The sequence below is a fragment of the Spirosoma sp. SC4-14 genome (assembly GCF_037201965.1).
In the GTDB taxonomy this organism is placed as follows: Bacteria; Bacteroidota; Bacteroidia; order Cytophagales; family Spirosomataceae; genus Spirosoma.
The window spans coordinates 6,749,110-6,775,892 of record NZ_CP147518.1; the positions used below are offsets into that span (position 1 = coordinate 6,749,110).

The window sequence follows — 26,783 nt, forward strand, 5'->3', positions numbered from 1 at the left end:
AGTTCAGTTTTCTGATGTTAGAATGTTGCGGTCAGTTTTAGCTGATACGTGCGTGGAATAGGTACATTCCCGAAGTCAACACCCCGCAACAGGTCGTTATTACCGCCCGCATTCGTCTCCGGGTCGAAGCCGGTGTATTTATCCCAGGAATACAGATTGCGTCCTACCAGCGCAACGTTTAACCGACTGATGGCCTTTACCAGCGTTGGCAGTGTATAACCCAGCGATATTTCCCGCAGTTTGGTATACGAACCCGGATCGACCCGGAACTCCTGCGTATTGTAGATACCAAAAATATAGCCACGCTTCAGCGTACCGCGAAGTTCCTGCTCAGCATAATCGCCCAACCCTACGCCCTGCCGTGTCCGCTTATCGGCATTGAACACATCCGACCCCTGCACCGCATCCAGCAAAACATGAAGAGTCAGTTTTTTATACGACAGATTGGTGCTGAATGAGCCCGTCCATTTTGGGTTCGGATTTCCGATAATCACATTAGCCGTTGGCTTTGATACATCAACCGATCCGTCGCCATTGCGAGCTGGAACAAAATCAATAGCACCATTACCCTGATTTACAGCCCGTTCTGATTGCGGGAAGCCTGATGGAGAAAGCAATAGAGAACCATCTGAATTACGAGCATACGCACTTCCGTAGAAAACGCCAACTGGCTGACCAACAATCAGGTAAGCCGGTGTACCCGACGCCGACGATGGGTCGAGGCTGATGATGGGCAGACCGCCCAGATCCAGAACTTTGTTGCGATTGTGGTTGTAAATAACCGTGAAGTCCCAGCTAAAATCTTTGGTTTTGACGGGATTAACGTCCAGTACGACTTCAAAGCCTTTATTCTCCATCGTGCCAACGTTGTTCACAATACTCGTGCCGCCCGTAGTGGGGGCCAATGTCCGGTTTACGACCAGATTCTTAATTTTCTGATGATAAGCCGTAACCCCTAAGCCAATCTTTCCGCCCCAGAAAGCCAGATCGATACCGCCTTCCAGTTCGGCCATGCGCTCCGGCTGTACGTCGGGGTTAGCCAACTGCGTACCAGGCACTACAGTGTTTTTACCCAGGAAACCCACCGGACTAAACTGGTAGAACCGGGCATACGAACCAATACCCGAAAGATTACCCGCTTCGCCATAGCTGGCGCGTAGTTTCAGGCTATTGAAGGCGTCATTGAACGACAGATTTTTCCAGAAATCCAGGTCCGATACAATGAACGACCCACTGACTTTTGGATAGTACTGGTTTGTCTGAGTCGGCGAAAATTTCGACGACTGATCGCGACGCACAGCCCCCGTAACGAACGCCAGATTCCGGTATCCCAGCGTTGCCTGCGCAAACATACCGCTCAGGCTAAACCGGTCCAGATCGTACCGAACCTGATAGGTCGTGTTACTGGCTCCACTAACCGTTTCGATAAACGGCGACAGATTTTGCCCACTATTGATCGAATAATCGGCCTGATAATACTGATAGCTGTACCCTATGGCTGCATTGATCTTAAATTTATCGCTAAACTGCCGTTCGTACTGAGCGTTCAGGTCGTTGTTGAACTGAAGCACCTGATTGGTAGCTGTAGCGGCAAATCCGTTTGGATAGCGGGCAGCAGGCAAACCAGCAACAGCCTGATAGGGATACGGACGAATGTAGTTTTTACCGAACTGTGAATAAGCATCGACCCCCACAATATAATCGACGGTTAAGCCTTTCAGGGGAGTCAGATTCAGTTGGACACTACTGATCGTACGATTTACCGACTGCGAAAACTTCATGTCTTCGATGGTCGACAGTGGGTTCACCCGCGTTGGCTCAACCGCCTGAAGGTTTCCGGCTGCATCGCGCTTGGTAATATCATAGATGTTATTGGTGATATTAACCGAGTTGATCGGGCTGTAGAATACGTTGCCGTTAGCCTTCTCATCAGAAAAACTGTTTGAGTAGCTCAACCCAACCGACACTTTGGCCCAGGTTGCCAGTCGCTGGTCGACACGGGCACGCAGATTATAGCGGGTAAAATCCGTTCCCTTAATAATGCCCTGGTTTTTCAGATAACCGAATGAGATGTAATACTGTGTATTCTCACGACCACCCGCAACCGACAGGTTGTTGTCGGTACCGTAGCCCGTCCGGAAAATCTGATCGAAGTAATTATAGCGCTGTACGTCAACCACGTTAGTAGCCAGGGGCGTATAAGCTCCATCCCGATACACATCCGTAGTGGTTACGCCCGGATTGGCTGCAATCTGGGCAGCCGAAATCCCACCAATTGGGTATAACCGCAGCGACGCAAAGCCAAACTGCTTGCCGTAAGTATTGACAGGCACGCTTTTCCGCAGTTCGTTGATGTTGAACGAGGTCGAAAAGGTGATCTGCGGCTTGCCCGTCTGCCCGCGTTTGGTTGTAATGATCACAACGCCATTAGCCGCCCGCGAACCATATTGCGCAGCAGCAGCCGCTCCGTTGATCACGTTAATGGTGGCAATATCGTCGGGATTGATGTCCGACAACCGATTCTGACCAACACTGGCATTGCCCACATCATTCGACAGCGCCAGTTGCGACACGTTGGTACTGGCATTACTCACAATTACACCATCGACCACATACAACGGGTCCGACGAACCGACCAGCGACTTGATACCACGCAAACGAATCGTGATACCACCCGCCGGGTCGCCGGAGTTCTGCGTAATCTGCGCACCCGGTACTTTCCCCTGCAAGGAATTCACCAGATTTCCAGAACCACTCTGGCCTAAGTCAGATGCTTTGATGGTACTGATGGCATTCCCTAGTTCACGTTTGGGAGCCGACAGTGTAGAGCCTGTAACGACAACTTCATCAAGATTTGTTGTTGCGGTCACTAACTCAGCATCGACCGTAATCTGGTCGGCATTGCCCAGTGTAATGCCCTTCTGAAGTGTTTCGTAGCCAATAATCATAAACGCCAGTGTAGCAGGCCCAGGCTTAAGCGCTGCGGTAAGTGTGTAATTCCCATCGGCATCGGTAGAGGTTCCAAGCGTGGTTCCAACAATCAAGACCGTAGCCCCCGGCAAGGGCTGTCTGGTCTCATCGACCACTCGCCCTGTAAACGTATAACGCGTGTTTTGCGCTAAAGCTCCTGCGCTAAACAGTAAAGCCAGCCATAGCATCCAGACCTGCCGGAAGCGATGGCTGATGAGTGAGTACCTATCAGTCATAGGAATGTAATGGTTAATTGATGCAACAAGAAAATATTTCCCAGGGACGAAATTTACTTATAAATAATTCTGCACAATTACCGCTCATCCAAATTCTAAAAAAAGCCTCTACAGATGCAATAAAAGCGTTTTTTAGTACACTTCCATCCCGGCAAACTCCAGTTCGCATCTGGCCTAAATCCAATTTCGGCAGACCACTAAAACACAATTTTCAGTAGCTTTGGCGATTTCAACCAAGTCAACGAACGTATGATTACTCGTACCAAAAGTAGCCCACTTGTTTTCGTAGCGATAGGCTTAAGCTGGCTCTTCTGGGGGCAGTCTCTGGCTCAGACGAAAGAGCGTTATACTACACTTCAACAGGCACTATCGGCAACTGGTCAGTTGAATGGCTCGGCCGGGCCCCGCAGCGTCAACTGGATTGAAGGCGGAAACAAATTTTCGTTTATCGATGGCCAAAGTATCATCAAAACCCTGTCGCCCAAAGATCAAAAAGAAGCGGTTGTTTTCGATGGCAGCCAACTGACGTTTCCCGGTACAAACAAACCCTTCGCTTATCGTTCTTTTCAGTGGTCGAAGGATTCGAAAAATATTTTCTTTCAGACTAATTTCCGGCCTGTATACCGTAACTCAGGCATTTCAGATTATTATGTCTATTCGGTTGCCGATAAAAAGCTGAAGCTCGTTGTTAACGACGCTCAAACGGCCGAACTGTCGCCCGACGGTCAGAAAGTGGGTTACGAGCGGGGTGGCAATCTGTTTGTGTTCGATTTTGCCACCAAAACCGAAACTCAACTCACCAACGATGCTCAACCGGCATTCTATAACGGTCGGTTTGGCTGGGCTTATGAAGAAGAATTCGGCCTCGCTCAGGCCTGGGAATGGTCGCCGGACAGCAAGTTCATCGCTTTCTGGCAATCGGACGAGCGGCAGGTACCGATTTATAAACTAACCGATTACAAAGGTTTCGATGAAACGTTCGATTCGCTGCCTTACCCACGCGTAGGCGACAAAAATCCTACCGTTCGCATTGGCGTTATTGAGCTTTCCAACAAAGATAAGCAGTGGATGAAGGTCGATCTGGAAGATGGCTATATCCCGCGCATCTACTGGACTACGCTGGAAGGCCAACTGGCCGTAATGCACCTGAACCGGAAGCAAAACCACATGCGGGTGTTTATGACCAACGCCCGCACCGGCGACGCCAGACTGATTCTGGAAGAAAAATCGAATACATGGATCGACATCTTCGATTTCTTTGCCGGTATCGACCATTTGCTCTATTTCCCGGCAGGTGTTCAGGAATTTTACTGGGTTTCGGATCGCGACGGCTACGCCCACCTTTACCGCTACGATTATACCGGAAACCTGCTAAACGCCGTTACCAGCGGAAAATGGGAAGTAACCTACGTGCATCATATCGATCCAAAGGCAAAAAAAGCGTATTTCACCTCCACCGAAGTTTCACCAACCGAACGGCACCTGTTTGTAGCCGATCTGGACGGGAAAAATAAACGCCGACTCACAACGGTAGCGGGTCGACATACGGTCAATTTTTCGCCCAGTGGCCAGTATTTTATCGACCGCTATGCCAACGTACAGACTCCTACGCAGGTAGAATTGCGGGATACCAAAGGCCAATTGATTAAAGCGCTGGAAACCAACAAATCGGTAACAGATTTTCTGGCCAGCCACGCCTATGCTTCCAAAGAACTGGCAACCTTTACGACCTCCGACGGTCAGCCTATCGATATTTCGATCATTAAACCGCTCGATTTCGACCCTACCCGCAAATACCCGGTCGTGATCGATATTTACGGTGGCCCTGGCTCGCAGTCGGTGTATAACGAATTTGCCACAACAGGCTGGCATCAGTGGCTGGCCCAAACGGGCTACATTGTGGTTGGCGTGAACAACCGGGGGAGTGGGGGCTACGGTCGTGATTTCGAAAAGATTGTTTACGAACAACTCGGGAAGTACGAAAGTCTGGATTTTACGGAGACAGCCGCGTGGCTGGCCAAACAACCGTGGGTCGATGGAAACCGCATGGCCATTCGCGGCCACAGCTATGGAGGCTTCATGAGCAGCTATACTATGTTGGCTCATCCGGGTGTGTTCAGGGTTTCGCTGGTTGGCGCCCCCGTTACCGACTGGCGGCTTTATGATTCCATTTATACTGAGCGATATATGGGGCTTTTGCCCGAAAACAACGAAAAATACCAGGCTAGTGCAGTATCGCCAAAGGCGGGCAATCTGGCAGGAAAAATGTTTATCGCACACTCGACAATGGACGAGAATGTGCATGTTCGCAACACGTTTCAGCTGGTCAATGCGCTGGAAGATGCCGGAAAAGATGCTGACTTACGCATTTATCCGCCGGGTGCACATGGGGTAGCCTATAGCGCAAAGACCCAATTGCTGCTTTACCAACAATACACTTCCTACCTTGAAACGAACCTGAAAAGTGTAGGGCTCAACTAATTCAGCAACTACCGCAAATACATACTGCCGCAATTGCAATTACAGGTAATTTCGCACATAATGTTACCATATTCCACTTTAAAGATATATTTGGTTTTTTAAATTAAATTACAATAAACCAAATATAGCTTTAAAGTGTCGGGTAGACTTTCTGGATTTGCGTGGGTGATCATGATGTGGCAAACTGTCAGCAGTTTTGCGCAAGCTGTACCAACTGACAGTTTGCCTATGGGCAGCTATTTACAGGCATCGTGGGATAACGACGCTTTTCAACTCCGCGCCAGAAATACCTCCGATCGTTATTATACAAATGGCATTCATGTAAAGCATTTCAGCAATTACTGGCATAAATGGCCTACGCGTTATGTGCTGCTCAAACTTGCTTCCCGAGTTGGTCAGTCTTACTCATATCGGTATGATTTTGGTGCTGGTCAGGAAATCTACACGCCCAAAAACCTGACCATTCGTAACCGCCCGCTTTATCCGAACGATCATCCGTATGCCGGTTACCTGTATCTGTCGTGGGGGCTCACCTCCAGCGATCCCGTCAAAGGGCGCAAACTTACCTCACAATTCATACTGGGCGTTATTGGCCCATTGAGTGGAGCCGCCGAAGTACAGCAGCAGTTTCATCTGGCCGAAAATTTTAAAACCCCCATGGGCTGGGGAACACAAATGCCCAATGATCCGGCCGTTAGTTATTTTGTCCGCTACGAAAACCGCCTGGTTCCGCAATTTTCACCTGTGTTCGATATCATTGGCCGGGTAGACGCCAATCTGGGTATGCTCAGTAACTACGCCAGTATGGGTACCGTTCTGCGTTTTGGCCTGTTCAATGATTATTTTCAGAGTGCTACGGGACTTTATAACTCGTCGGCCGGGCGGCCGCATCGACGGGTGCAGCTATATACCACGTTTGGAACGTCGTTCCGGGCTGTTCTCGACAATTCGCTGCTACAGGGCGGCTGGTTCAATGGTGCCCATAACTACTATGCGCTGCCAGCCGTAGAGCTAAAACACTTTCTGGGATTGATTGACTGGGGAGTTGCTGCCGCTTACAAAAATGTGCAATTCTCGTTTAATCAAACCCTGCAAACCAGCGAATTCAAAAACGGACTGGATCATCAATGGGGTCGATTTAGCCTACTGTTTTATTGTGGTCGCTAGGCCGTATACGCTTTCATTATCAGCACGTTCTGTTCCATTCTGGCGTTTGACAAAAGTGATGCCAATACATACCTATTGTTGGTTTGTATACACCTTATGTCAGCAAATAATAACGAAAGCTATTTCACCTATCAAGTTAACACCCCTAACAAATTAGTGAAACTTATCCAAATTCAACATTTATAAGAGAATAAATTTTATTTTTTAGAATAAAATATTGTTTTTAATACTCCTTTAATACCTTTGCGGCTTCGATTAAAAAAAGGTTAAATTTCTTAATTAGCACACTTCATGAGAAAAAGTTTACTTCTAAGCTGGCTTCTGGTCTGCCTATTTTGTCTGCCAGTGCTAGCTCAGGATGTCACGGTAAGCGGTCGTGTCACATCCTCCGAAGACGGAGCTCCATTGCCTGGTGTGAGTGTCCAGCTTAAAGGGTCAACCCGTGGCACGACCACTGATGCGGATGGCAATTACCGATTAAACATTCCGGCCTCAGGACGGCTGGTGTTCAGCTTTATCGGGTTTGAATCGAAGGAGGTTGCAGTCGGCAATCAGTCAACAATTGCCGTTAGCCTTGCGCCTAATGTGGCCAATCTGGACGAAGTTGTTATCACAACGTTCGGTACAGCCAAGCGGGCATCGTTTACGGGTTCGGCAGGTACTATTTCACCGGATCAAATTAAAACACGCGCTGTCAGTAACATTGGCCAGGCGCTTTCGGGAGCGATCTCAGGGGTGCAGACAACGGCGGGTAGTGGTCAGCCGGGTTCGGCACCCGATATTCGTATCCGGGGTTTTGGCTCCGTGTCGTCGGGTAACGATCCGTTGTATGTGGTCGACGGGATTCCCTATTCAGGCAACATTTCCAACCTGAGTCCAAACGACATCGAAAACATTTCGGTTCTGAAAGATGCTGCGTCGACAGCGCTTTATGGCTCACGGGCAGCCAATGGCGTGGTTATGATTACCACCAAAAAAGGCCAGCGGGATCGTAGTTCGATCAATGTTCGCTATACGCGGGGAGCCAGCACACGGGGTCTGCCCGAATACGACCGGGTTGGCATTTCCCAGTATTATCCACTGATGTGGGAAATTTACCGAAACAGCATTGCCTATCGCGCCACAAACCCGGTCGCTCTGGCAACGGCAAACGCCGATGCATCGAGTCGGCTGATTAGCCTGGTAGGCTACAATGTCTATAACGTACCAGACGATCAGGTTGTTGACGCCAATGGCCAGGTCAATCCAAACGCAACCCTGAAGTTCTCGCCCGACGATCTGAACTGGGAGAAACCACTGATGCGGCAGGGCAACCGGAATGAACTGAACGTTAGTTTTTCGGGTGGTCAGAATAAAACCGATTATTTTCTGTCATTGTCGTACCTGAGCGACAAAGGCTACCTGATTCGGTCTGATTTTGAACGCATTACGGGTCGACTAAACATCAATTCGCAGATGAAGCCGTGGCTCAAAGCGGGTGCCAACCTGTCGACTACGCTTTCAAAATCGAATCAGGCCGATGCCAACAGCAGCACTGCGTTTGTCAATCCGTTCTTTTTCTCCCGCAACATAGGCCCTATCTATCCGGTATATGCCTACGACCCTGCCAATCCGGGGCAGTTCCTGCTGCTTCCAAATGGCAACCGGCGCTGGGATTATGGTAACCTGACCGCGCTGGGCCTACCCGCCCGGCCTCAATTTGGTGGTCGCCATTCGATTGCCGAAACCATGCTGAATCAGAACTACTTTCGCCGGAACGTACTGAGCGCCCGTGGTTATGCCGAAGTTTCGTTTCTACAGGATTTCAAGTTCACGACAAACATCGGAACCGACATTACCAACTACAACGGCTATACATTTGGAAACCCCGAAATTGGCGATGGCGCTCCGGCCGGACGGGCTTCACACGAATTTCAGAACATTACGGGCTATAACCTGAACCAACTGCTGAACTACGGCAAAACGTTCGACAAACACAATCTTGAGGTGTTGCTCGGCCATGAGAACTTCCAGGTCGGTGATAACAATCTGGAAGGTTCACGCTCGCAGCAGATCCTGGATGGCAACTACGAACTGGTTAATTTCACTACTACAACAAACCTGGCGTCGGTGGCTTTCATGCGTCGGGTAGAAGGCTACTTTTCACGGATCAACTACGATTACGACCAGAAGTACTTCCTTTCGCTTTCGGCTCGTCGCGATGGGTCGAGTAAGTTCTACCGCGACACCCGCTGGGGGAATTTCTACTCCGTTAGTGGTGCCTGGCGTTTAGATCAGGAAGAGTTCCTGCGCGCGATTCCAACCATCGACGCCCTGAAACTGCGGGCGTCGTATGGTCAGACGGGTAACGATGGTGGTGGCAACACCGGCCAGTCGGCTCAGGACAATACCATTAGCTACTATGCCTGGCAGCCGCTTTATGGGCTTGGCTGGAACAATGCATCGGAAGCGGGCATCCTGCAAACGAGCCTGGGAAACCAGAATCTGGCCTGGGAGTCGAGCAATGCAATCGATGCCGCTGTCGAATTCAGCCTCTTCAAAGGTCGCGTATCGGGTACGGTTGAGTATTTCGATCGCCGGTCGTCGAACCTGATTTTTGCCGTACCGCTTCCTCTCTCGGCGGGTATTTCGACCGTTACCCGCAACATTGGTACGATGTATAACCGGGGTATTGAAATCGAACTGGGTGTTGAGCCAATCCGGACAAAGGACTTTACCTGGCGCCTAGACCTGAATGCGACGCGGCTCAAAAACCGGATCACAAAGATGCCAGACGAAAACCCCGAAATTATTGACGGAACTAAGAAACTGGCCGTCGGTCATTCTATCTACGATTATTGGCTACGGGAATACAAAGGCGTCAACCCAACAACGGGCGAAGCCGAATATCGGGCCGCCAACTATGTAGCGTCTAATTCTCGGATTACGGAAGCGGGCGATACCCTGACGACGAGTGTCAATAATGCCCGTTATCATTACAGTGGCACGTCTATTCCGGCCATGTCGGGTGGTTTCACCAATACGTTCCGGTATAAAGGGCTGTCGTTATCGGCACTGGTTGTTTATCAGTTAGGCGGTAAAACCTACGATGCGGCCTATGCTTCGCTGATGAGTGCAGGCGGATACGGCAGTGCGAAACACGTTGATATTCTGAAACGGTGGCAGAAGCCGGGCGACATTACCAATGTGCCCCGGATGGACGCCGGCCGTACGTCTGATTTCGATGCCCAATCGGATCGCTGGCTTACCGACGCCAGTTATTTGAACATTCGTTCGATAACGCTTTCCTATGCTCTGCCGGGCACACTGGCGCGTAAACTGTTCCTTGAAAATGCCCAGGTGTATGTCAGTGGCGAAAACCTGCTGATCCTGTCGAAACGGAAAGGCATGAACGTGCAGCAAAACTTCTCGGGCGTTACGAGCAACGCATTTAGCCCGGCCAAGAGCCTGATCTTAGGTATTTCATTTACGCTTTAAGCATCAACACGCATGAAAAAAAGATATTTGACATTGGCGTTGGCAATAGGACTGCTTACAACGTCGTGCGAAAAAGATTATCTGGACACATCGCCTACTGGTAGCATTGACGCGGGTGCCGCTTATGCAACAACCAAAAATGCCACTGCGGCCATCAACGGTATATATCGGGCAATGATTGTCCGCTATTTGAGTTCACAGGGGCATTTCGGCCATCCGGCTATGATGATTATTCTGGATGTAATGGGCGAAGATGTAGTTATACCCAACACGTCAAACACCTGGCACCTCGCCGAAACACGCTGGCAGGCACACCGGTCAGAAACATCTACCGGCGATCAGTTACCCTACGAATTGTATTATCGACTGATTGGCAATGCAAATATTGCCATCGCCAATATCGACAATGCGGCCGGTGCACAGTCGGAGCGGGATCAGATAAAAGGCGAAGCGTTGGGATTGCGGGCTTTCTCGTATTTCAATCTGGTACAGCTTTTCGGTAAACGCTACGATGCAGCCGCCAAGCCCAACAGTCAGTTGGGTGTTCCCCTGATTCTGGCTCCTACCACAGAGGGTTTACCTCGCGCAACAGTGGAGGACATTTATACGCAGATCAATAAGGATCTGGCCGAAGCGGCTACCCTGCTTACTACAACTCGTAGCTATAAGTCGCACATTAATCTGGAGGTGATCAAAGGGTTTCAGGCTCGGGTGGCTCTGGTGCAGCAAAACTGGGCCGATGCCGCCAAGTTTGCCGCCGAAGCCCGTAAGAACTATTCACCCATGACGGCTACCCAGTATCAGGACGGTTTTTCGGACATCAGCAATCCCGAATGGATGTGGGGTTTCGATCACCTTGAAGATCAGACGGAGTATTTTGGGGCCTATCACTCCTATATTTCCTGCAACTTCAACTCAACCAATATCCGCGTTGACCCCAAAGTTATCAACAGCAAACTCTACAATCAGATACCAGCAACGGATGTACGCTCGAAAATGTGGGTTAAAACACCCACAACCGCCAATTCGATTGTGCCTACGGGGGGTGTACGGGTTGCTTATATGACTCAAAAGTTCCGCTTGCCCGGTACACCGTCAACCAGTACAATGGGCGACATTCCCTACATGCGTGCTGCCGAAATGTATTTGATCGAGGCCGAAGCACAGGCCCGTTTGGGTAATAACTCGGCAGCAGCCAGCGTGCTGTTTGATCTGGTAAGCAAGCGAGATGCTTCGTATACGCTTTCGACAAAAACAGGCGCTGCGCTCATTGATGAGATTCTTTTCAACCGGCGTGTTGAACTCTGGGGCGAAGGCTTCCGGTTTACGGATCTAAAACGCCTGAATCAGCCCTTGAATCGAAACGATGCTAACATCAGTTCGTCGGTAGCCGTATTATTCGATGTTCCGGCGGGCGATAACCAATGGGAGTTTCTGATTCCGCGACGTGAAATCAATGCCAATCTGGCCATCGTGCAGAATCCACTTTAATAGTAGCCAGATAGCCAATAACAGCACAGCCCCCGACCAGATGATCGGGGGCTGTGCTGTTATTGGCTATCTGGACCATTGCCTAAACAATTCGCTCTTTGGGACGTGTTAATCCAGGACAAAGGAGAAATCGGAATGAATGTTTTTAATTAAAAAAGTCTTGTATCATATAACAAACGGTTTAGTTCTTTGCCATCCCGCACCATATCCGATGCGGTTTTGATTGCAACAACAAATGGAAATACTCGTAACAGCGGCTATTATTGGCTATATCATTTACCTGCGCTATTATGCAGATTTGCGGACGTCTTCCGAACAGGATCTCGATAAGCTACAGATAGGTATTAAATTACTTAAAGCCGGGCAGATTGAAGAGGCCTTAGCCTTTTTTAATCAGTATATCCAGAAAGACCCAAAATCGAGTGTTGCCTATCTATACCTGGCACGTTGCCATCGCGCTTTAGATAACATCCCCGCTGCCATTACCGCCCTGAAAACCGGCGAAAGCTACGACAACACTGTGGCGGGTTTGCATCTGGAAATGGGTCAGATTCTCTACGACCAAGGCGATTATAACACCGCCTTTCAGGAATTCGATAAAGCGGTCTTTTATTCGAAAGGTACCCAACCCGATCCGTATGAATGGCGCGGACTGGCCAGACAACAACTTGGGCAAATGGCCGAATCACAGCATGATCTCGACCAGGCAGCCCAGCTCCGTCAAACACCCGAAACGGCCGGTTCGGCACCACTTTCAACCCCAACCTCATTTTTAGATCGGAAGTTTTTGAGCCACGTAGCACTCATTCTGATCAATAGCACTATCCTGCTAGTTGTCATCAAAAAATCGACGGTAATTCACCTTCCCTATTTACTGGCGGCCGTTGCCGCTGCCATCATTGGTTTTCTGGAACCCCGCAAAGGCTGGATATTGGCCATTATTCAGGCGGCTACGCTCTGGATCGGCTACACATTTTTCACAACTGTTCCCGAAAATAACAATGCCCGCGACCTGGAAACATTTGGTTTATACGGGGCAATTATTTTGACTTTTATCGGAAGTTTTATTGGCGGGGTTTTGAAACGAGCCCTGGCCCAATAAGGCAAAAAATTTTCCGTTTTCGCCCTAACACCGAAGACTTTGCCAACTATTACAAAAACAACTGCGCAATTATTCCGGGCTTTTGGCATCAATACGTAAGCGATTTGGGTGTAACTTGAGCGGCAAAATACAACCTCGCTTACAATGGTTAACCGATTACTCTCACTTCTTAGCTTACTACTACTTACTGGGTTCCAGCTTCATGCGCAGCAGTCGCAGGGAGGCTCGGCCAGTATCAGCAGCTTCACCAACGGCATGGAGCGTCATCCTGGCTTCATGACCTTTTACTGGGACGCAAAAAAAGGGAAAATCTGGCTCGAAATCGATAAGTTCGACACCGAGTTCCTGTATTATCCAACATTGGCGCAGGGCGTTGGCTCCAACGACATTGGCCTCGACCGGGGCCGATTAGGGCAGGAACATATTGTGAAATTTCAGCGGAGTGGCCCGAAAGTACTACTGATCGAACCGAACTATTCGTATCGGGCCATTAGCAACGATCCGCTCGAACGGCAGGCTGTTGAAGAATCTTTTGCCAAATCGGTCCATGCCGGATTCGATGTTGCCGTCGATGAGGGAAACAAAGTACTGGTCGACCTGACTCCTTTTCTGATGCAGGATGCAGTTGGCGCCATTCAGGCCATTGCCCGAACCAAGCAGGGAAGCTTCAAATTCGATGCGAGCCGCAGCGCTCTATACTTACCCCGAACAAAAGCATTTCCACAGAATACGGAATTCGAAACCATCATTACACTAACCGGCGACAATCCGGGGCCTTATCTGCGCGAAGTAGTGCCAACAGCGTCGGCCGTTACGATGCATCAGCACCATTCGTTTGTGCAATTGCCCGACGCCAATTACAAGCCACGCGCATTCGACCCTCGCATCGGTTATGGCGGCATCGAATACTTCGACTATGCAACGCCGGTAAGTCAGCCCATCATCAAACGGTATATTTCGCGGCACCGGCTGGAGAAAAAAAATCCATCGGCAAAAGTGAGCGAAGCCGTTAAACCCATTGTGTATTATATCGATCCCGGCACGCCCGAACCCATTCGGTCGGCGCTGATGGAAGGAACTGCCTGGTGGAATCAGGCATTCGAAGCGGCTGGCTATAAGGATGCTTTCCAGGTAAAACTGCTTCCGGCCGATGCCGATCCAATGGACATTCGCTACAACCTGGTTCAGTGGGTTCACCGGTCAACACGCGGCTGGTCGTATGGTGGCAGTATCATTGACCCACGGACTGGCGAAATCATCAAAGGAAAAGTAACGCTGGGCTCGCTGCGCGTTCGGCAGGATTATCTGATTGCGCAGGGACTCGTTGGCGATTATGCTGGTGCTACCGCTCCTTCGTCGGACCCCATGATGCAAATGTCGATTGAACGGTTACGGCAACTGGCCGCTCACGAAGTAGGTCATACACTTGGCCTGCCACATAACTACATTGCCAGCACACAGGATCGGGCTTCAGTAATGGATTATCCGACAATGGTTGCCAAAGTAAAGGGAGCCAGCATCGACCTGTCGGATGCGTATGCCAAAGGAATCGGTGCTTACGACAAATGGAGTATTCGTTATGGCTACGAGCAATTCCCGAATGGTGCCGACGAAAAACAGGCACTGGATAAGCTAGTAACCGACATGCACAAGGCTGGTCTGACTTTTCTGACCGATAAAGACGCACGCCCCGAAGGTTCGGTTCACCCCGGTACGCACCTTTGGGACAATGGCGCCAATGCGGTGGATGAACTGAAGCGCGTATCGGATGTTCGGCGGGTTGCGCTGGCGAATTTTTCGGAGAAGAAAATTCCGGTCGGCACACCAATGGCCACGCTTGAAGAAGTACTCGTACCGATGTATATGTTCCATCGCTATCAGGTCGAAGCTGCTTCTAAGGTAGTAGGTGGTCAACTCTATACCAACGCATTGCGTGGCGATGGCCAGCCAGTAGTATCGACGGTTCCGGTTCAGGAACAGAAACGGGCACTGGATGCGTTGATTGCTACCATCGATCCGGCTTTTCTGGCATTGCCCAAATCCGTCCTGACTCTGATTCCTCCGCATCCCTTCCGCTACGATCCAAATCCACGGGAGGTGTTCAAACGCCGGACGGGGCTCTCGTTCGATCCAATGGCGGCTCCCGAAGCAGCTGCCGGTATGACGCTTCAAATGTTGTTTAATGATCAGCGTGTTAGTCGTCTGGTTATGCAATCCGCTATCGATCCGGCCCAACTGAGCCTGGAAGGCACCCTCGATCAATTGCTGGCGGCTACGTGGTATAAAGCCGATCCGGCCGATGGCTATCAGGCCGAGGTGAAACGATTGACCGAAAAGTTGCTGTTGCAGAAGATGATCGATCTGGCCAGCGATCAGGGAGCTACTTCGCAAGCTCGGGCTATTGCCGGTTTAAAACTTTCTGAGTTGAAAGGAAAGCTCAGCGCGTCAAACGCAAATCCGAAAATAGCTGCTCATCATCTGTTTGCGCTGGAGCAAATTCGGCGTGCCGACGAGAACGCGGCTGATATAAAAGCAACGAATCCGCAAACGCCACCCGACGGTATGCCAATCGATACGGGTCAGGAATGGCTGGCTCCTGCCTGCGACTGGACCGACTGGAACTAACTAATTAAAATTTATACTTTTCCACGAAAGGCCCTTACTAACCTAGGTTAGTAAGGGCCTTTTGGCGTTTAAAAAGAACCGTTTATCAAATTTTAAAAAAAATTCAGATTTAACGAAACAAATAAAATCTACCTTTGTTAGATATTTTGAAACTTGTTAGATAGATGAGTGTTATTGATCGCCGTGCCCGGCAGAAAGCCGAAATCCGACAGCGGATTCTGGATGCGGCCCGACATATAGCCCGAGAGAAAGACTGGAGCGCTGTAACGATTCGGAGCATCGCCGATGCCATTGAATATACTCCTCCCATTGTTTACGAACATTTCGAAAACAAGGAGGATGTATTACTAAACATCGTTAAAGAAGGTCATGCTCAACTTCGTCGCAATACGGATGAAGTTCTGGACATGGACCTCAGTGCTGAAGAGAAAATTGTCCGGCTCTCCATGGCGCAGTGGGATTTTGCCAATGAGCAACCCGAAGTGTTTCGGCTCATGCACAACCCCGAACGCATGGACCAGCAACGCGACATGGTTCGTGAAGAAATGCACGAAGCCAAACAAAAAATTGAAAATCTGTTTCGGGAAGTATGCCCCGATATAGATCCCATTTTTGAAGTCATCTTTAACTGGTTCTGTCTGATGCAGGGCTATATAAATCTGATTACCAGCATAAAACCACAGGAGGGCGAACGACTGCTGAAAAAAGTAGAAGACCCCAAAATGGTAGCCATGTTTCAACAACCAAAACTTCTTTTCGAGCGAGCTATTCGTCGGTTCATTCGAGGCCTATAAATCCAATCTCTTCTTCACTAGACTTAGAATCGCAAACATGAAAGGTATCAAGCATACCATACTGACGGGACTACTACTAGGATTATTGGCGCAGTTTGCCAGCGCCCAAAATGCCGCTACAGATGGTTATACACTGGCACAGTGTGTTGAGTATGCCCGCGCCAATCACCCAAATGTCAAAATTGCCCGACTTAACGAGAAAATATCGCTCACACAAACCCAACAGGTCATAGGCCGAAACCTGCCACAGGTTTCGGTGTCGGGATCACTGATCGATAACTATAAAATTCCGGTTACGCTGTTGCCAGGCAGTTTGGCCTCAGCGGGATCAGGATCTACTACCAGCACCACAGGCACAGGCGGTGTTGGGAGCACAACAGCGGTAGGCGGAACCACTTCCGACGGCTTTATTCCCGTAAAATTCGGAACCCAGTATTCGGCTACGCTGACTGGGCGCGTCGATCAGAAACTATATGACCCATCGCTGGGGCTAGCCCTTAAGGCGGCTAAACTGACAACCAAACTTCAGGAAGAAGCAACTGCCCAGGCCGAACAAAACCAAGCATACAATGTAGCTCAGGCATACTACCAGGCTTTAGTGATTGACCTGCAACGCCGGTTAACAATTCGGGATATAACATCATCGGACACGCTATTGCAGCAGGAACGCGTTCGGCTGCAAAATGGCACAACCCGCGAAATCGATTTTGGACGGATTCAGTTGAATCGGAATAATCTGCAATCGCAGCTTGAGCAACAAACGCGCCGTTATGAACTGGCCTTAAACCAGTTGAAGTTCCAGATGGGAATGCCTCAGAACGAACCGCTTAGCCTACAGGCGCTGGAAATAGAAAATCAGTTGGTCGTAACCGATTTATCAAGCCCAGGCAACCGCTTCTTCGAAAATCGTCCCGATTACAAACAATTGCTGATCAATACACAACTACAGGATTTAAACCGACTATCGAATAACCGGGGCTATTTGCCGTCGCTGGGGTTATATGGCACCTACGGAACGAACGCGCAACGGCAGGAATTTAACTTCTTCCGAAATGGTTTTCCCTGGTTCCAGAGCGGAGCAGTCGGCCTAACCCTCAACTGGACAATCTTTGACGGTAACCAGCGTCATTACCGTGACCGAGAAAATCGGCTGAACCTGGAAACCCTGCGGCTGCAACAGATACTGGCCCGCGAATCGGCCGAGTTGAGCCTGAGCAACGCCCAGGTCAGCTACCAGAATCTGGTTACCGACATTCAGCGCGAACGCGACAACATTACGCTGGCGCAGAAAATTCTGACGGTTACGCAACTGGAATATAAAGAGGGCATTGCCACATCGGTAACGTTGATCGACTCGAAAGATGCCTTAACAACCGCCCAAAACAACCTGGCCAATAAACTGATTAATCTGTATCAGGCCCGATTAGATTATGAAAACGCCCAGGGAACTATCCTTCAATACGTTACTCAAAAATAAACAGTTACCATGAAACGAATTATTATTATTGGAGCGGTAGCTGCCCTGATCGCGCTGATTGCCTTCCGACTAATCAATAACAAAAAGAAGATAGAGGCCGCGAAAACCTCAACGGCTCAATTCCAGACAACGCCGGTAGTGGAAGTTCAGCCTGTTGCCTATGAGCGGCTTGATCAGAACTTATCGCTGCTGGGAACGGTAGAAGCGCAGAACGAAGCCAACATTATTGCCGAAACTCGCGGAAAACTCCAGAATTTCAAGCTCGTACTGGGCACTTACGTTAAGAAAGGCCAGCAAGTAGGTTATATTGAAGACGAAGTACAGGATATTGTTGTTGAAAACAACCAGACAAACGTCGAAAATGCCCGGCGCGAAATGGAACGCTACGAACGGCTCCTGAAAGGAGGAGCCGTAACCCAGGAAGCTTACCAGAAGTATAAAGATCAGTACAATACGGCTCTTCTGAACGCCAAACAGCAGAAGCGTGTATTGGGTAATGGTGCTGTTGTTGCCCCCATTAGCGGGTATGTGTACGACAAAAAGGTTGAGAATGGCGAATACGTAGCGGTTGGTGCGGTGCTGGCATCGGTCATTAATTTACAGGACCTGAAACTAGTCGTGAACGTACCAGAACAGGCTGTTTATCAGCTTAAACTGGGCGATAAGGCAACCATAACGGCTCAGGCTTTCCCAGGCGTAACCTTCACCGGAACCGTTCATTACATTAGCCCCAAAGGCGATGCGTTACATAACTATCCTGTTGAACTTTATCTGAACAACAGTAGCAAAAATCAGCTAAAAGCCGGAACGCTGGCCAATGCCAGCTTTACGTTCCGTAATGGTATCGACGGGTTGTTTATTCCACGTCGGGCATTGATTGGCGGGGCCGATAGTGCCAGCGTTTATGTTCTGGAAAACAACAATACGGTTCGACTGCGTAAAATTCAATTAGGCTACGACACCGGCGATTTATATCAGGTTCTGAGCGGCCTCAAGCAAGGTGAGCCAGTTGTTGTTAATGGACAACTTAACGTAAGCAACGGTTCTAAAGTGACCGTTAGCCGCAGCAACAGCGCGCAGGCAACTACAGACACATCAGTAGCCGTTAATCAGTAATTCGGTTTACGGTTTATCGTTTACGGTTTATCGTTGCTTCGCCTATCAGTATAGATCCTTATACAGCAGGCAACCATAAACTATAGACTATAAACCATAAACCATAAACTCTCAATCCATAATGTCAGTAACTGAGATAGCCATTAAACGCCCAACGCTGGTTGTCGTGGCCTTTACTGTGCTGGGTATTCTGGGGTTCATTTCTTACAAAAGTCTGAACTATACCCTACTGCCCAAATTCGATGCGTCGGTCGTAACGATCATTACGGCCTATCCGGGCGCAGCGGCTGGCGAGGTCGAAAACTCCGTAACCCGGAAAATCGAAGATGCGGTTTCATCGCTCGAAAACCTGAAAAATATCAGCTCTACCAGTCAGGAAGGATCATCGATCATTCAGCTCGAACTGAATGCCAGCGCCGACCCAAACCGGGCACTGGAAGATGCGCAGCGAAAGGTAAACGCGATTCTGTCGCAACTGCCCGACGAAGTAGAGTCACCTACCCTGCTTAAATTCTCGACCGACGACGTGCCGGTTATCCGAATGGGGGTACGCGCTAATCTGGCACCAACCAAACTCTACGATCTGGTCGACGATCAGATCCGGACGCAGTTGACCAAAGTAGACGGTGTAGGGCAGGTAACGCTGACGGGTGGCCGCGAACGCGAAATCCGCATTGGGCTCGATCCCAACAAGCTGAAGCTCTATAATTTATCGTTGTCGCAGGTTACGCAGGCCATTAATTCCTCAAACCTCGATTATCCGACCGGTCGTATCGAAACTGATCAGGCCCAGTATGCCATTCGGTTGGCTGGTAAGTTTACCGATATCAACCAGATTCGGAATACAGCGGTAAAAACAGCAGCTAACGGTACGAAAGTCTTATTGAGTGATGTTGCCACCGTAACAGATGGCGTTGCCGATGCCACAACCATCAACCGGATTAACGGACGCGAATCGATCGGTATTACGATTCAGAAACAGACCGACGCCAACGCTGTGGAAATTAGCCAGCAGGTGCGTAGCATTCTGGGCGGTATCGAAAAGCAATATGCCAACATTGGCCTGAAGTTCGAAGTGACCAGCGACTCATCGACCTATACGCTGGCCTCGGCCGAAGGCGTAATTTTCGACCTTGAGTTTGCCGTTGTGCTCGTTGCGCTGGTGATGCTGCTGTTTCTGCACAGCATCCGCAATGCCTTTATTGTGATGGTGTCGGTTCCAGCGTCGATCATTTCGGTGTTTGTTCCAATGTATCTGCTGGGTTTTACGCTCAACCTGATGACACTGATGGCTCTTTCGCTGGTGGTTGGGATTCTGGTCGACGACTCCATTGTGGTGCTGGAAAACATCTATCGCCACCTCGAAATGGGTAAAGACCGCCGAACGGCATCGCTCGATGGTCGAAATGAAATTGGCTTTACGGCTCTGGCCATTACGATGGTCGACGTAGTGGTGTTTCTGCCGCTGGTATTTGTACAGGGGCTGATTGCCAACATTATCCGTGAATTCTCGCTGGTGGTTGTGTTCTCAACGTTGATGTCGCTGATTGTATCGTTTACGGTCACGCCACTGCTGGCGTCACGGTTTGCGAAGGAAACCGACCTGAACGGACCTGGTCTTGGCAAACGTTTTCTGTTGTGGTTCGAAGGTCAGTTCGATTCATTGAAGCATGGTTATGCCCGGCTGCTGGCCTGGAGCCTACGGCACAAACGGTGGGTATATCTTACGGCCATTGTTTTGTTCGTTGGTTCAATTGGGCTGGTAGCGGGTGGCTTTATCGGTACCACCTTCTTCCCGCAGAGTGACCAGGGCGAATTTATCGTTCAGATTGAAGGCGAACCGTTCAACAGCCTGGCCGAAACCAACCGAATCTGTCAGAAAATTGAAAAACAGCTTATGCAGAACAAGCTGGTTACGAAAGTAAACAGCAACGTAGGCTACTCCAGTTCGTCGTCGGGTGGCGGTCTGGGATCAACGCCGTATCATAAGGCCGAAATCACCGTCACCATTATCCCAAAACAGGAACGGGATATTTCCATTGAACAGTTTGCGGCCCAAACCAAAGCCGAGATCATGAAAACCCCCGGTCTGAACGTGAAGTCAGCGCCGGTTGGTATCACTGGGGGGGCTAATGCTACACCAATCCAGATTCTGCTTCAGGGAAATTCGCAGCAGGAACTCCTGCAGGCGGCTGCGGTCGTGAAACAAATTGTGAAATCGGTAAGTGGCACCAGTGATGTTGAGCTTGGCGTAGATGATCCAAAACCTGAACTGAAAGTTAATCTGGACCGCCGAAAAATGGCCCAGTATGGTATCTCGGTGGCCAATGTTGGTGCAACTCTACAGACTGCCTTCTCCGGCAACACCGATAGTAAATACCGCGTTGGAAGCCGCGATTACGACATTCGGATCGAACTGAACCGGTTTAATCGGCAAAGTAAAGACGACGTTGGCGATCTTACGGTGCCCGACGGTCAGGGGAATCTGGTCGAAATTCGGCAGATTGCCAATCTGCAACTGGGTACTGGCGCCACACAGTTAACGCGTTACAATCGGGTAGGCTCGCTATTCGTCAACGCAAACGTGGTTGGTCGCCCAACGGGTACGGTTGGTGCCGAAATCGACAACATCCTTAAAACAAAACAATTACCGGGCGGTGTCACGTATAAACTCAAAGGCGATCTGGAGCGTCAGTCCGATGCCTTTGGGAGCTTAGGCATTGCATTGGGGCTGGCCGTTACCTTCGTTTATCTGCTGATGGTAGCGTTGTATAACTCCTATTTCCGGCCATTCGTGGTCCTGTTCTCGATTCCGATGGCGGTGATTGGAGCCTTCCTGGCGCTGGCGCTGGCCGAACAGCCTATTTCATTCTTCGTTATGCTGGGTATGGTGATGCTGATTGGGCTGGTCGCTAAAAACGCCATTCTGCTTGTCGACTTTGCCAACCAGCAGAAAGAAGAAGGTAAAAATACAATCGATGCGCTGATTGAAGCCGGTCGTGAGCGGATTAGGCCCATTCTGATGACGACTATTGCCATGACGATTGGTCTGCTGCCAATGGCACTGGCTACCGGCGATGGTTCGGAATCGAAAAACGGACTTGCCTGGGTGTTGATTGGCGGTTTGATCAGTTCGCTGTTACTGACACTGGTACTGGTACCGACTGTTTATTTGACTTTCGAAAATATCTTCAACCGGTTAAGTCGATTCTATAACCGACTGACGGGTAAGAAACAGAAACCGGTTCCTGCCAATGCGAAGGTGTAAGATAAATTCCTGAAAAATTAAAAAATCCATATGCTTCATAGGCGTGTGGATTTTTTAATTTTACCCCTTCCGTATCGACGTAAACTATACATTCTCTCATTCCACATACCGTCGAACAAGTTACTTTTTTCGAAAACTGAATTGTTCGAACCAAACGGACATCATATGAATTGGACCGCTAAACTTGCGTTGCTGGGGCCTTTACTGACAATTAGCCAGCTTTCTTTTGCTCAAGATACACTCACCTCCAGACCAGCGTCAGCGTCCGATAAAACCGAGCTTAAATACAATCTGAACGCATCGGGTTCTCACTTTTTCAGAGTTACGTTCATGAATCAGGCCTGGTTCCGATACAATCAGAGCAACCCAGGAACAACCGTTATTCAGGAACCGAAAAACAACACGTTCGATATTGGCCTACGTCGGACACGGATGCAGATGTACGGCCAGCTTAGCGATCATGTGTTTGTCTACTTTCAGTTTGGCATGAACAATTTCAATTATCTGAATGGCGGTTTCAACCCAACGTCCTCATCGAACCGGAAAATTCAGGCGTTCTTTCATGATGCAGTCGGTGAATATCTGGTATGGAAAAATAAAGACTACCTCAAAATTGGCGGAGGCTTAACCATCGTTAATGGTTTGTCGCGCTTTTCGTCGCCCAGTGTCAGCTCGATCATGAGTATGGATGTTCCACTGTTTGCCCAGGCAACAGTCGACCAAACCGACGAGTTTTCGCGCAAGCTAAGTCTCTACGCCCGTGGGCAGGTTGGCCATCTCGACTATCGGATCGCCCTTTCTGACCCATTCCCCATTCAGACGAATGGGGCTTCGGTGCCAACCTATGGACCCAACTCTATTTTTGCGCTGAAAGGCCATCACAAACAGTTTCAGGGCTTGTTCATGTGGCAGTTTTTCGATAAAGAAGCCAATCAGACGCCCGGCTACAACACAGGAACGTATCTGGGCACGAAGAAAATACTTAACCTCGAAGCCGGTTTCATTATGCAGAAGAACGCTACCGTTCGCGTGGATGCTCCTGGCGACACGCTTTATCAGAATCTGAACCTGTGGTCTGTTGCCACTTTCCTCGACATGCCCCTAAACCGCGAAAAAGGCACCGCCATCAATGCATACCTGGGCTATTTCCATACCGACTACGGCAAAAATTACCTGCGCTTCAATGGCTCTATGAATCCGGCCAGCGGCATTGCATCGGGCTATCCGGCCGGAACGCAGGGAAATGCTTATCCTATGTTTGGCACGGGCAATGTGGTGTATAGCCAGTTTGGTTATCTGATGAAACGCGATCTGTTCGGCGCGGGCAATGGCACCTTTATGCCCTATGTACAGGCCCAGCTCGCCAATTATCAGCGCCTGACCAAAAGCCTGGGTGTCTATAATGTGGGGCTCAACTACTTCATTCGGGGTCACAACAGCAAGCTAACCCTCGATTATCAGAATCGTCCTTACTACGAAGCAAGCGGTTCGCAGTACTTACCAGCAGGCCGCCGTGGCCAACTGATCCTGCAATACCAGATTTTTATTTAGCAATAAACGTCTAAAGCCCCATCGCATGGCGGAATGGGGCTTTAGACGTTTAGTTTTTTAGAATCCGATTCTAAAAAATTATTTCTTATCCAGCGATTCCTGACAGTTATCGACTGTCATATCTTTCATATCGCGTTTGGCTGTATTTTCGGTTACTTCCGACATTTCCAGTCGCGTACGGGTTATGCTCGATTTTACGTCACCCTTCACGTAGTATTTTTTCCCGGCTTCGGTATCCAGTTCCAGTTCGGTTTCCCGCTTAAACAATTCAACCCCACCACGCTGGGCCGTTATCGACAGCTTTCCGGGCTTGGTTTTGTATTCGATGTATTTGTTATTGCTAAGCTTGCAGATTTTCTGGCCATTCACGTAAATGCTATAATTCAGCCCTGAGCCAAAAAATTGGCCACCCCGGTAAATATAAATTGTCGCAAAATCGTCGACAGTTTTCAGGTTTGCGCTGTCGCTTCGGAAGGCCGAAAGCGCAAGAGTAAAACAAAACAGTGTGAGAAAGGATAGCTTTTTCATAAAACAAATAAGTGTAAATGATCAGCCAAAAATACCACAAACAATATTATTTTTTGGGTAACCTAAATGGCAAGGCCACGATTGCTACCAGCGAAAACAGAGGTGTAGTGCTGCTGCCGGTAAAGCAGGCAGACTGATAGGGTTAGGAATTGTTTTAAAACGCCTGTCCTAGCGGAAAAACATCCTCCTCATCGGTCAGAACAGGATGCGTAAACACATCAGCGCCATTAATTGAGATCCGATTAGGCTCCGCCTGAACATCCTGCCGATGACGGCGATAGGCTTTTTGCGACGAGTAATGGCAAACAAACGATTTTCGGGTATGGGAAATATCTTTAATTTCATCGCCCCCATGCGCTAATGCAGCATGCCACAATAAAACATCACCTTTTTTGATCAGTAGTGTCTTCCGTTTCAATCCGTTTTCTGTACACAGTTTGTCAAGATAGATTCCAAAATCGGTCGGATTGCGGCTTGATTTCTCATTAAAGAAAATACCATTTCCGAAATCAAATTTAGCTGCCTTATGCGATCCTGGATAGTAAAAGAGCGGACCGGCATCAATCGAAACATCTTCAAGAGCAACCCAGGAGGCTGCCAGATGGCTAGGAATTTCGGATACTACGTAGGCAAAATCCTGATGAGTTGCCTGTTGACTACCATATTTAAACAGAAGACTTTGCATTCCCACTACCCGATCATTAAAAACGGCTTCCAGAAATGCGACAATTTGCTGGTGCAGCATTATCTTTTTTCCGGTTAAGGATGCATTATGAAAATCCATAACCTTCACATAAGTACCTCCTATTATTTCGGTTGGTAATTCCTTCGCCATTTGGACTGGCCTTGCCGCAAATTCGGGTTTATCGACCCGTATGTTTATTTTATAGTCTTCCGGGTGGTTGATCAACTCTTCGGCCTCCGACCACAATTGATCTATCAGGCTTACTGGAATAGCCTGTTCCAGAATTACATAGCCGTTCGACTGCCAATGTGTAAGTTTTTCTTTTAAATCATAGGCGAACTCCTGTTTTCGGGAGTAGGCCGCAACAAACCGATCAATGTCGGCCTCAGGCTGATCGATCCAGGGAAGTGATTTCTGATCAAATTCAACTATTGGTTTCGGTTCAGGCCGAAGCACCTGCTTCGCAATCGCTTTTAATCGGTCTAACATAATGATAATCCGTTACGGTCTTAATGATTAACAAGTAAAAAAACGCCCTCAGCAGGTACCCAACAAATATACGGGCAAGGTTACTGATTATACTAATTTAGAGCTAAATTCCCCCCTGATGGAGCTGCATGCTTCAGTAAAGGCATACAAAAAGGCTTCATTTCTGAAGCCTTTTTGTATAAATCAGGAATACCAAACAGCCTATACGCCAATATTCAGCGTACTTAACACACTATTCATGCTCCGAACTGCATCTGCCGATTTATTGAAAGCAGCCTGCTCTTCGTCGTTCAGTTTATAGTCGATGATTTCTTCCCAACCATTCCGTCCCAGCACGACGGGTACGCCCAGGCAAATATCTGACTGACCATATTCGCCTTCCAGCAATACACAGGATGGAATTACGCGTTTCTGGTCGCGCAGAATACTTTCAACCATATAGGCTCCGGCGGCTCCTGGTGCATACCAGGCCGATGTACCGATCAGGCCCGTTAGGGTAGCGCCACCCACCATTGTATCGGCAGCTACTTTTTTCAGCGTGTCGGCATCCAGGAAATTACTCACCGGCACCCCCGCTTTCGTAGCCAGACGAGTCAGCGGAATCATGGTCGTATCGCCATGACCACCAATTACCGAAGCCTGCAAGTCATTGGGCGAGCACTTCATAGCCAGCGACAGGTAGGTTTTGAAACGAGCCGAATCCAATGCCCCACCCAGACCGATGACTCGGTTTTTGGGCAAGCCCGACGTTTTCAGAGCCAGATACGTCATGGTATCCATTGGGTTCGAAATAATGATAAAAATGGCGTTGGGAGAGTGTTTCAGGATGTTTTCGGTTACTCCTTTTACAATACCCGCGTTGATGCCGATGAGGTCTTCACGAGTCATACCCGGCTTACGTGGTAACCCCGATGTAACAACGACCACATCCGAACCCGCCGTTTTTTCGTAATCATTAGTAGAGCCTGTCAGCTTAACATCACAGTCGAGCAATGTTGATGCCTGGAGCATGTCGAGGGATTTTCCTTCGCTAATGCCTTCTTTGATGTCTAGAAGAACAACTTCCTGAGCAAGCTCTCGGCGGGCAATATTGTCGGCGCAGGTGGCTCCAACGGCCCCGGCCCCTACTACAGTAACTTTCATACAGTATTCGGAATTAAAGGGTTAACAAGCGACGCAAAAGTAAGGCCCCCGCTCCTGACAATCCAATGAGTTGGGAATAAACTTCTGGCCCTGTTACTCAGTTTATAGATTATTTAGAGATTTTTTTTGTTAGAAGGTTAGATGTTCGACACCCGGCTTCCTGATTAAACCAAAGGCGTATCC

At 49.1% G+C, this 26,783-nt stretch carries 15 protein-coding genes; 11 read left to right on the forward strand and 4 right to left on the reverse strand.

Annotation, left to right across the window (positions count from 1 at the left end; translation table 11 throughout):
- Positions 1-17: 17 nt before the first annotated feature.
- Entirely contained in the window at positions 18-3,206 is a 3,189-nt protein-coding gene (locus WBJ53_RS27855; protein ID WP_338872399.1) for a SusC/RagA family TonB-linked outer membrane protein, read from the reverse strand.
- Between the two features lie 249 nt (positions 3,207-3,455).
- Between WBJ53_RS27855 and WBJ53_RS27860 the strand changes: the two genes are divergently transcribed.
- From WBJ53_RS27860 to WBJ53_RS27910, 11 genes are all read left to right on the forward strand, one after another.
- Positions 3,456-5,687 (forward strand): S9 family peptidase, encoded by a 2,232-nt coding sequence (locus WBJ53_RS27860; protein ID WP_338872401.1) that lies wholly within the window; start codon positions 3,456-3,458, stop codon positions 5,685-5,687.
- A 228-nt stretch (positions 5,688-5,915) separates the two neighbouring features.
- Complete coding sequence (locus tag WBJ53_RS27865) at positions 5,916-6,854, forward strand: lipid A deacylase LpxR family protein (protein WP_338872404.1); 939 nt, start codon at positions 5,916-5,918, stop codon at positions 6,852-6,854.
- Between the two features lie 291 nt (positions 6,855-7,145).
- Positions 7,146-10,331, forward strand: coding sequence for a TonB-dependent receptor (locus WBJ53_RS27870; protein ID WP_338872405.1), 3,186 nt, complete (start codon positions 7,146-7,148; stop codon positions 10,329-10,331).
- A gap of 12 nt (positions 10,332-10,343) precedes the next feature.
- Positions 10,344-11,822 carry a RagB/SusD family nutrient uptake outer membrane protein gene (locus WBJ53_RS27875; protein WP_338872407.1) on the forward strand — a complete coding sequence of 493 codons (1,479 nt, stop codon included), beginning with the start codon at positions 10,344-10,346 and terminating at the stop codon, positions 11,820-11,822.
- Positions 11,823-12,057: 235 nt separating this feature from the next.
- The gene (locus WBJ53_RS27880; RefSeq protein WP_338872409.1) at positions 12,058-12,924 is read left to right on the forward strand and encodes a tetratricopeptide repeat protein; all 867 of its coding nucleotides are present in this window, start codon (positions 12,058-12,060) and stop codon (positions 12,922-12,924) included.
- 144 nt (positions 12,925-13,068) lie between these two features.
- Positions 13,069-15,549, forward strand: coding sequence for a zinc-dependent metalloprotease (locus WBJ53_RS27885; protein WP_338872411.1), 2,481 nt, complete (start codon positions 13,069-13,071; stop codon positions 15,547-15,549).
- Positions 15,550-15,713: 164 nt separating this feature from the next.
- The gene (locus WBJ53_RS27890; protein WP_338872413.1) at positions 15,714-16,343 is read left to right on the forward strand and encodes a TetR/AcrR family transcriptional regulator; all 630 of its coding nucleotides are present in this window, start codon (positions 15,714-15,716) and stop codon (positions 16,341-16,343) included.
- Positions 16,344-16,380: 37 nt separating this feature from the next.
- Positions 16,381-17,820 carry a TolC family protein gene (locus WBJ53_RS27895; RefSeq protein ID WP_338872415.1) on the forward strand — a complete coding sequence of 480 codons (1,440 nt, stop codon included), beginning with the start codon at positions 16,381-16,383 and terminating at the stop codon, positions 17,818-17,820.
- Between the two features lie 9 nt (positions 17,821-17,829).
- Positions 17,830-18,936, forward strand: a complete 1,107-nt coding sequence (locus tag WBJ53_RS27900; RefSeq protein WP_338872417.1) for an efflux RND transporter periplasmic adaptor subunit — start codon at positions 17,830-17,832, stop codon at positions 18,934-18,936.
- A gap of 121 nt (positions 18,937-19,057) precedes the next feature.
- The gene (locus WBJ53_RS27905; RefSeq protein WP_338872419.1) at positions 19,058-22,204 is read left to right on the forward strand and encodes an efflux RND transporter permease subunit; all 3,147 of its coding nucleotides are present in this window, start codon (positions 19,058-19,060) and stop codon (positions 22,202-22,204) included.
- A 165-nt stretch (positions 22,205-22,369) separates the two neighbouring features.
- Complete coding sequence (locus tag WBJ53_RS27910) at positions 22,370-23,755, forward strand: hypothetical protein (protein ID WP_338872421.1); 1,386 nt, start codon at positions 22,370-22,372, stop codon at positions 23,753-23,755.
- Positions 23,756-23,833: 78 nt separating this feature from the next.
- Here the strand turns inward: WBJ53_RS27910 and WBJ53_RS27915 are convergent, their stop codons facing one another.
- The 3 genes from WBJ53_RS27915 to mdh form a co-directional block, all read right to left on the reverse strand.
- Positions 23,834-24,283 carry a DUF2846 domain-containing protein gene (locus tag WBJ53_RS27915; protein ID WP_338872423.1) on the reverse strand — a complete coding sequence of 150 codons (450 nt, stop codon included), beginning with the start codon at positions 24,281-24,283 and terminating at the stop codon, positions 23,834-23,836.
- A gap of 154 nt (positions 24,284-24,437) precedes the next feature.
- The gene (locus tag WBJ53_RS27920; RefSeq protein WP_338872425.1) at positions 24,438-25,457 is read right to left on the reverse strand and encodes a phytanoyl-CoA dioxygenase family protein; all 1,020 of its coding nucleotides are present in this window, start codon (positions 25,455-25,457) and stop codon (positions 24,438-24,440) included.
- A 201-nt stretch (positions 25,458-25,658) separates the two neighbouring features.
- Positions 25,659-26,600: a malate dehydrogenase gene (gene mdh, locus WBJ53_RS27925; RefSeq protein ID WP_338872427.1), complete on the reverse strand. Its 942-nt coding sequence runs from the start codon at positions 26,598-26,600 to the stop codon at positions 25,659-25,661.
- Positions 26,601-26,783: the final 183 nt, after the last annotated feature.

What these genes read in the sequence shown, in the direction of transcription:
- WBJ53_RS27915 (WP_338872423.1), bottom strand. Translation starts at nt 24,283, where the DNA reads ATGAAAAAGCTATCCTTTCTCACACTGTTTTGTTTTACTCTTGCGCTT.
- mdh (WP_338872427.1), bottom strand. Translation starts at nt 26,600, where the DNA reads ATGAAAGTTACTGTAGTAGGGGCCGGGGCCGTTGGAGCCACCTGCGCC.
- WBJ53_RS27865 (WP_338872404.1), top strand. Translation starts at nt 5,916, where the DNA reads ATGGGCAGCTATTTACAGGCATCGTGGGATAACGACGCTTTTCAACTC.
- WBJ53_RS27900 (WP_338872417.1), top strand. Translation starts at nt 17,830, where the DNA reads ATGAAACGAATTATTATTATTGGAGCGGTAGCTGCCCTGATCGCGCTG.
- WBJ53_RS27920 (WP_338872425.1), bottom strand. Translation starts at nt 25,457, where the DNA reads ATGTTAGACCGATTAAAAGCGATTGCGAAGCAGGTGCTTCGGCCTGAA.
- WBJ53_RS27885 (WP_338872411.1), top strand. Translation starts at nt 13,069, where the DNA reads ATGGTTAACCGATTACTCTCACTTCTTAGCTTACTACTACTTACTGGG.
- WBJ53_RS27905 (WP_338872419.1), top strand. Translation starts at nt 19,058, where the DNA reads ATGTCAGTAACTGAGATAGCCATTAAACGCCCAACGCTGGTTGTCGTG.
- WBJ53_RS27910 (WP_338872421.1), top strand. Translation starts at nt 22,370, where the DNA reads ATGAATTGGACCGCTAAACTTGCGTTGCTGGGGCCTTTACTGACAATT.
- WBJ53_RS27855 (WP_338872399.1), bottom strand. Translation starts at nt 3,206, where the DNA reads ATGACTGATAGGTACTCACTCATCAGCCATCGCTTCCGGCAGGTCTGG.
- WBJ53_RS27880 (WP_338872409.1), top strand. Translation starts at nt 12,058, where the DNA reads ATGGAAATACTCGTAACAGCGGCTATTATTGGCTATATCATTTACCTG.
- WBJ53_RS27875 (WP_338872407.1), top strand. Translation starts at nt 10,344, where the DNA reads ATGAAAAAAAGATATTTGACATTGGCGTTGGCAATAGGACTGCTTACA.
- WBJ53_RS27895 (WP_338872415.1), top strand. Translation starts at nt 16,381, where the DNA reads ATGAAAGGTATCAAGCATACCATACTGACGGGACTACTACTAGGATTA.
- WBJ53_RS27860 (WP_338872401.1), top strand. Translation starts at nt 3,456, where the DNA reads ATGATTACTCGTACCAAAAGTAGCCCACTTGTTTTCGTAGCGATAGGC.
- WBJ53_RS27890 (WP_338872413.1), top strand. Translation starts at nt 15,714, where the DNA reads ATGAGTGTTATTGATCGCCGTGCCCGGCAGAAAGCCGAAATCCGACAG.
- WBJ53_RS27870 (WP_338872405.1), top strand. Translation starts at nt 7,146, where the DNA reads ATGAGAAAAAGTTTACTTCTAAGCTGGCTTCTGGTCTGCCTATTTTGT.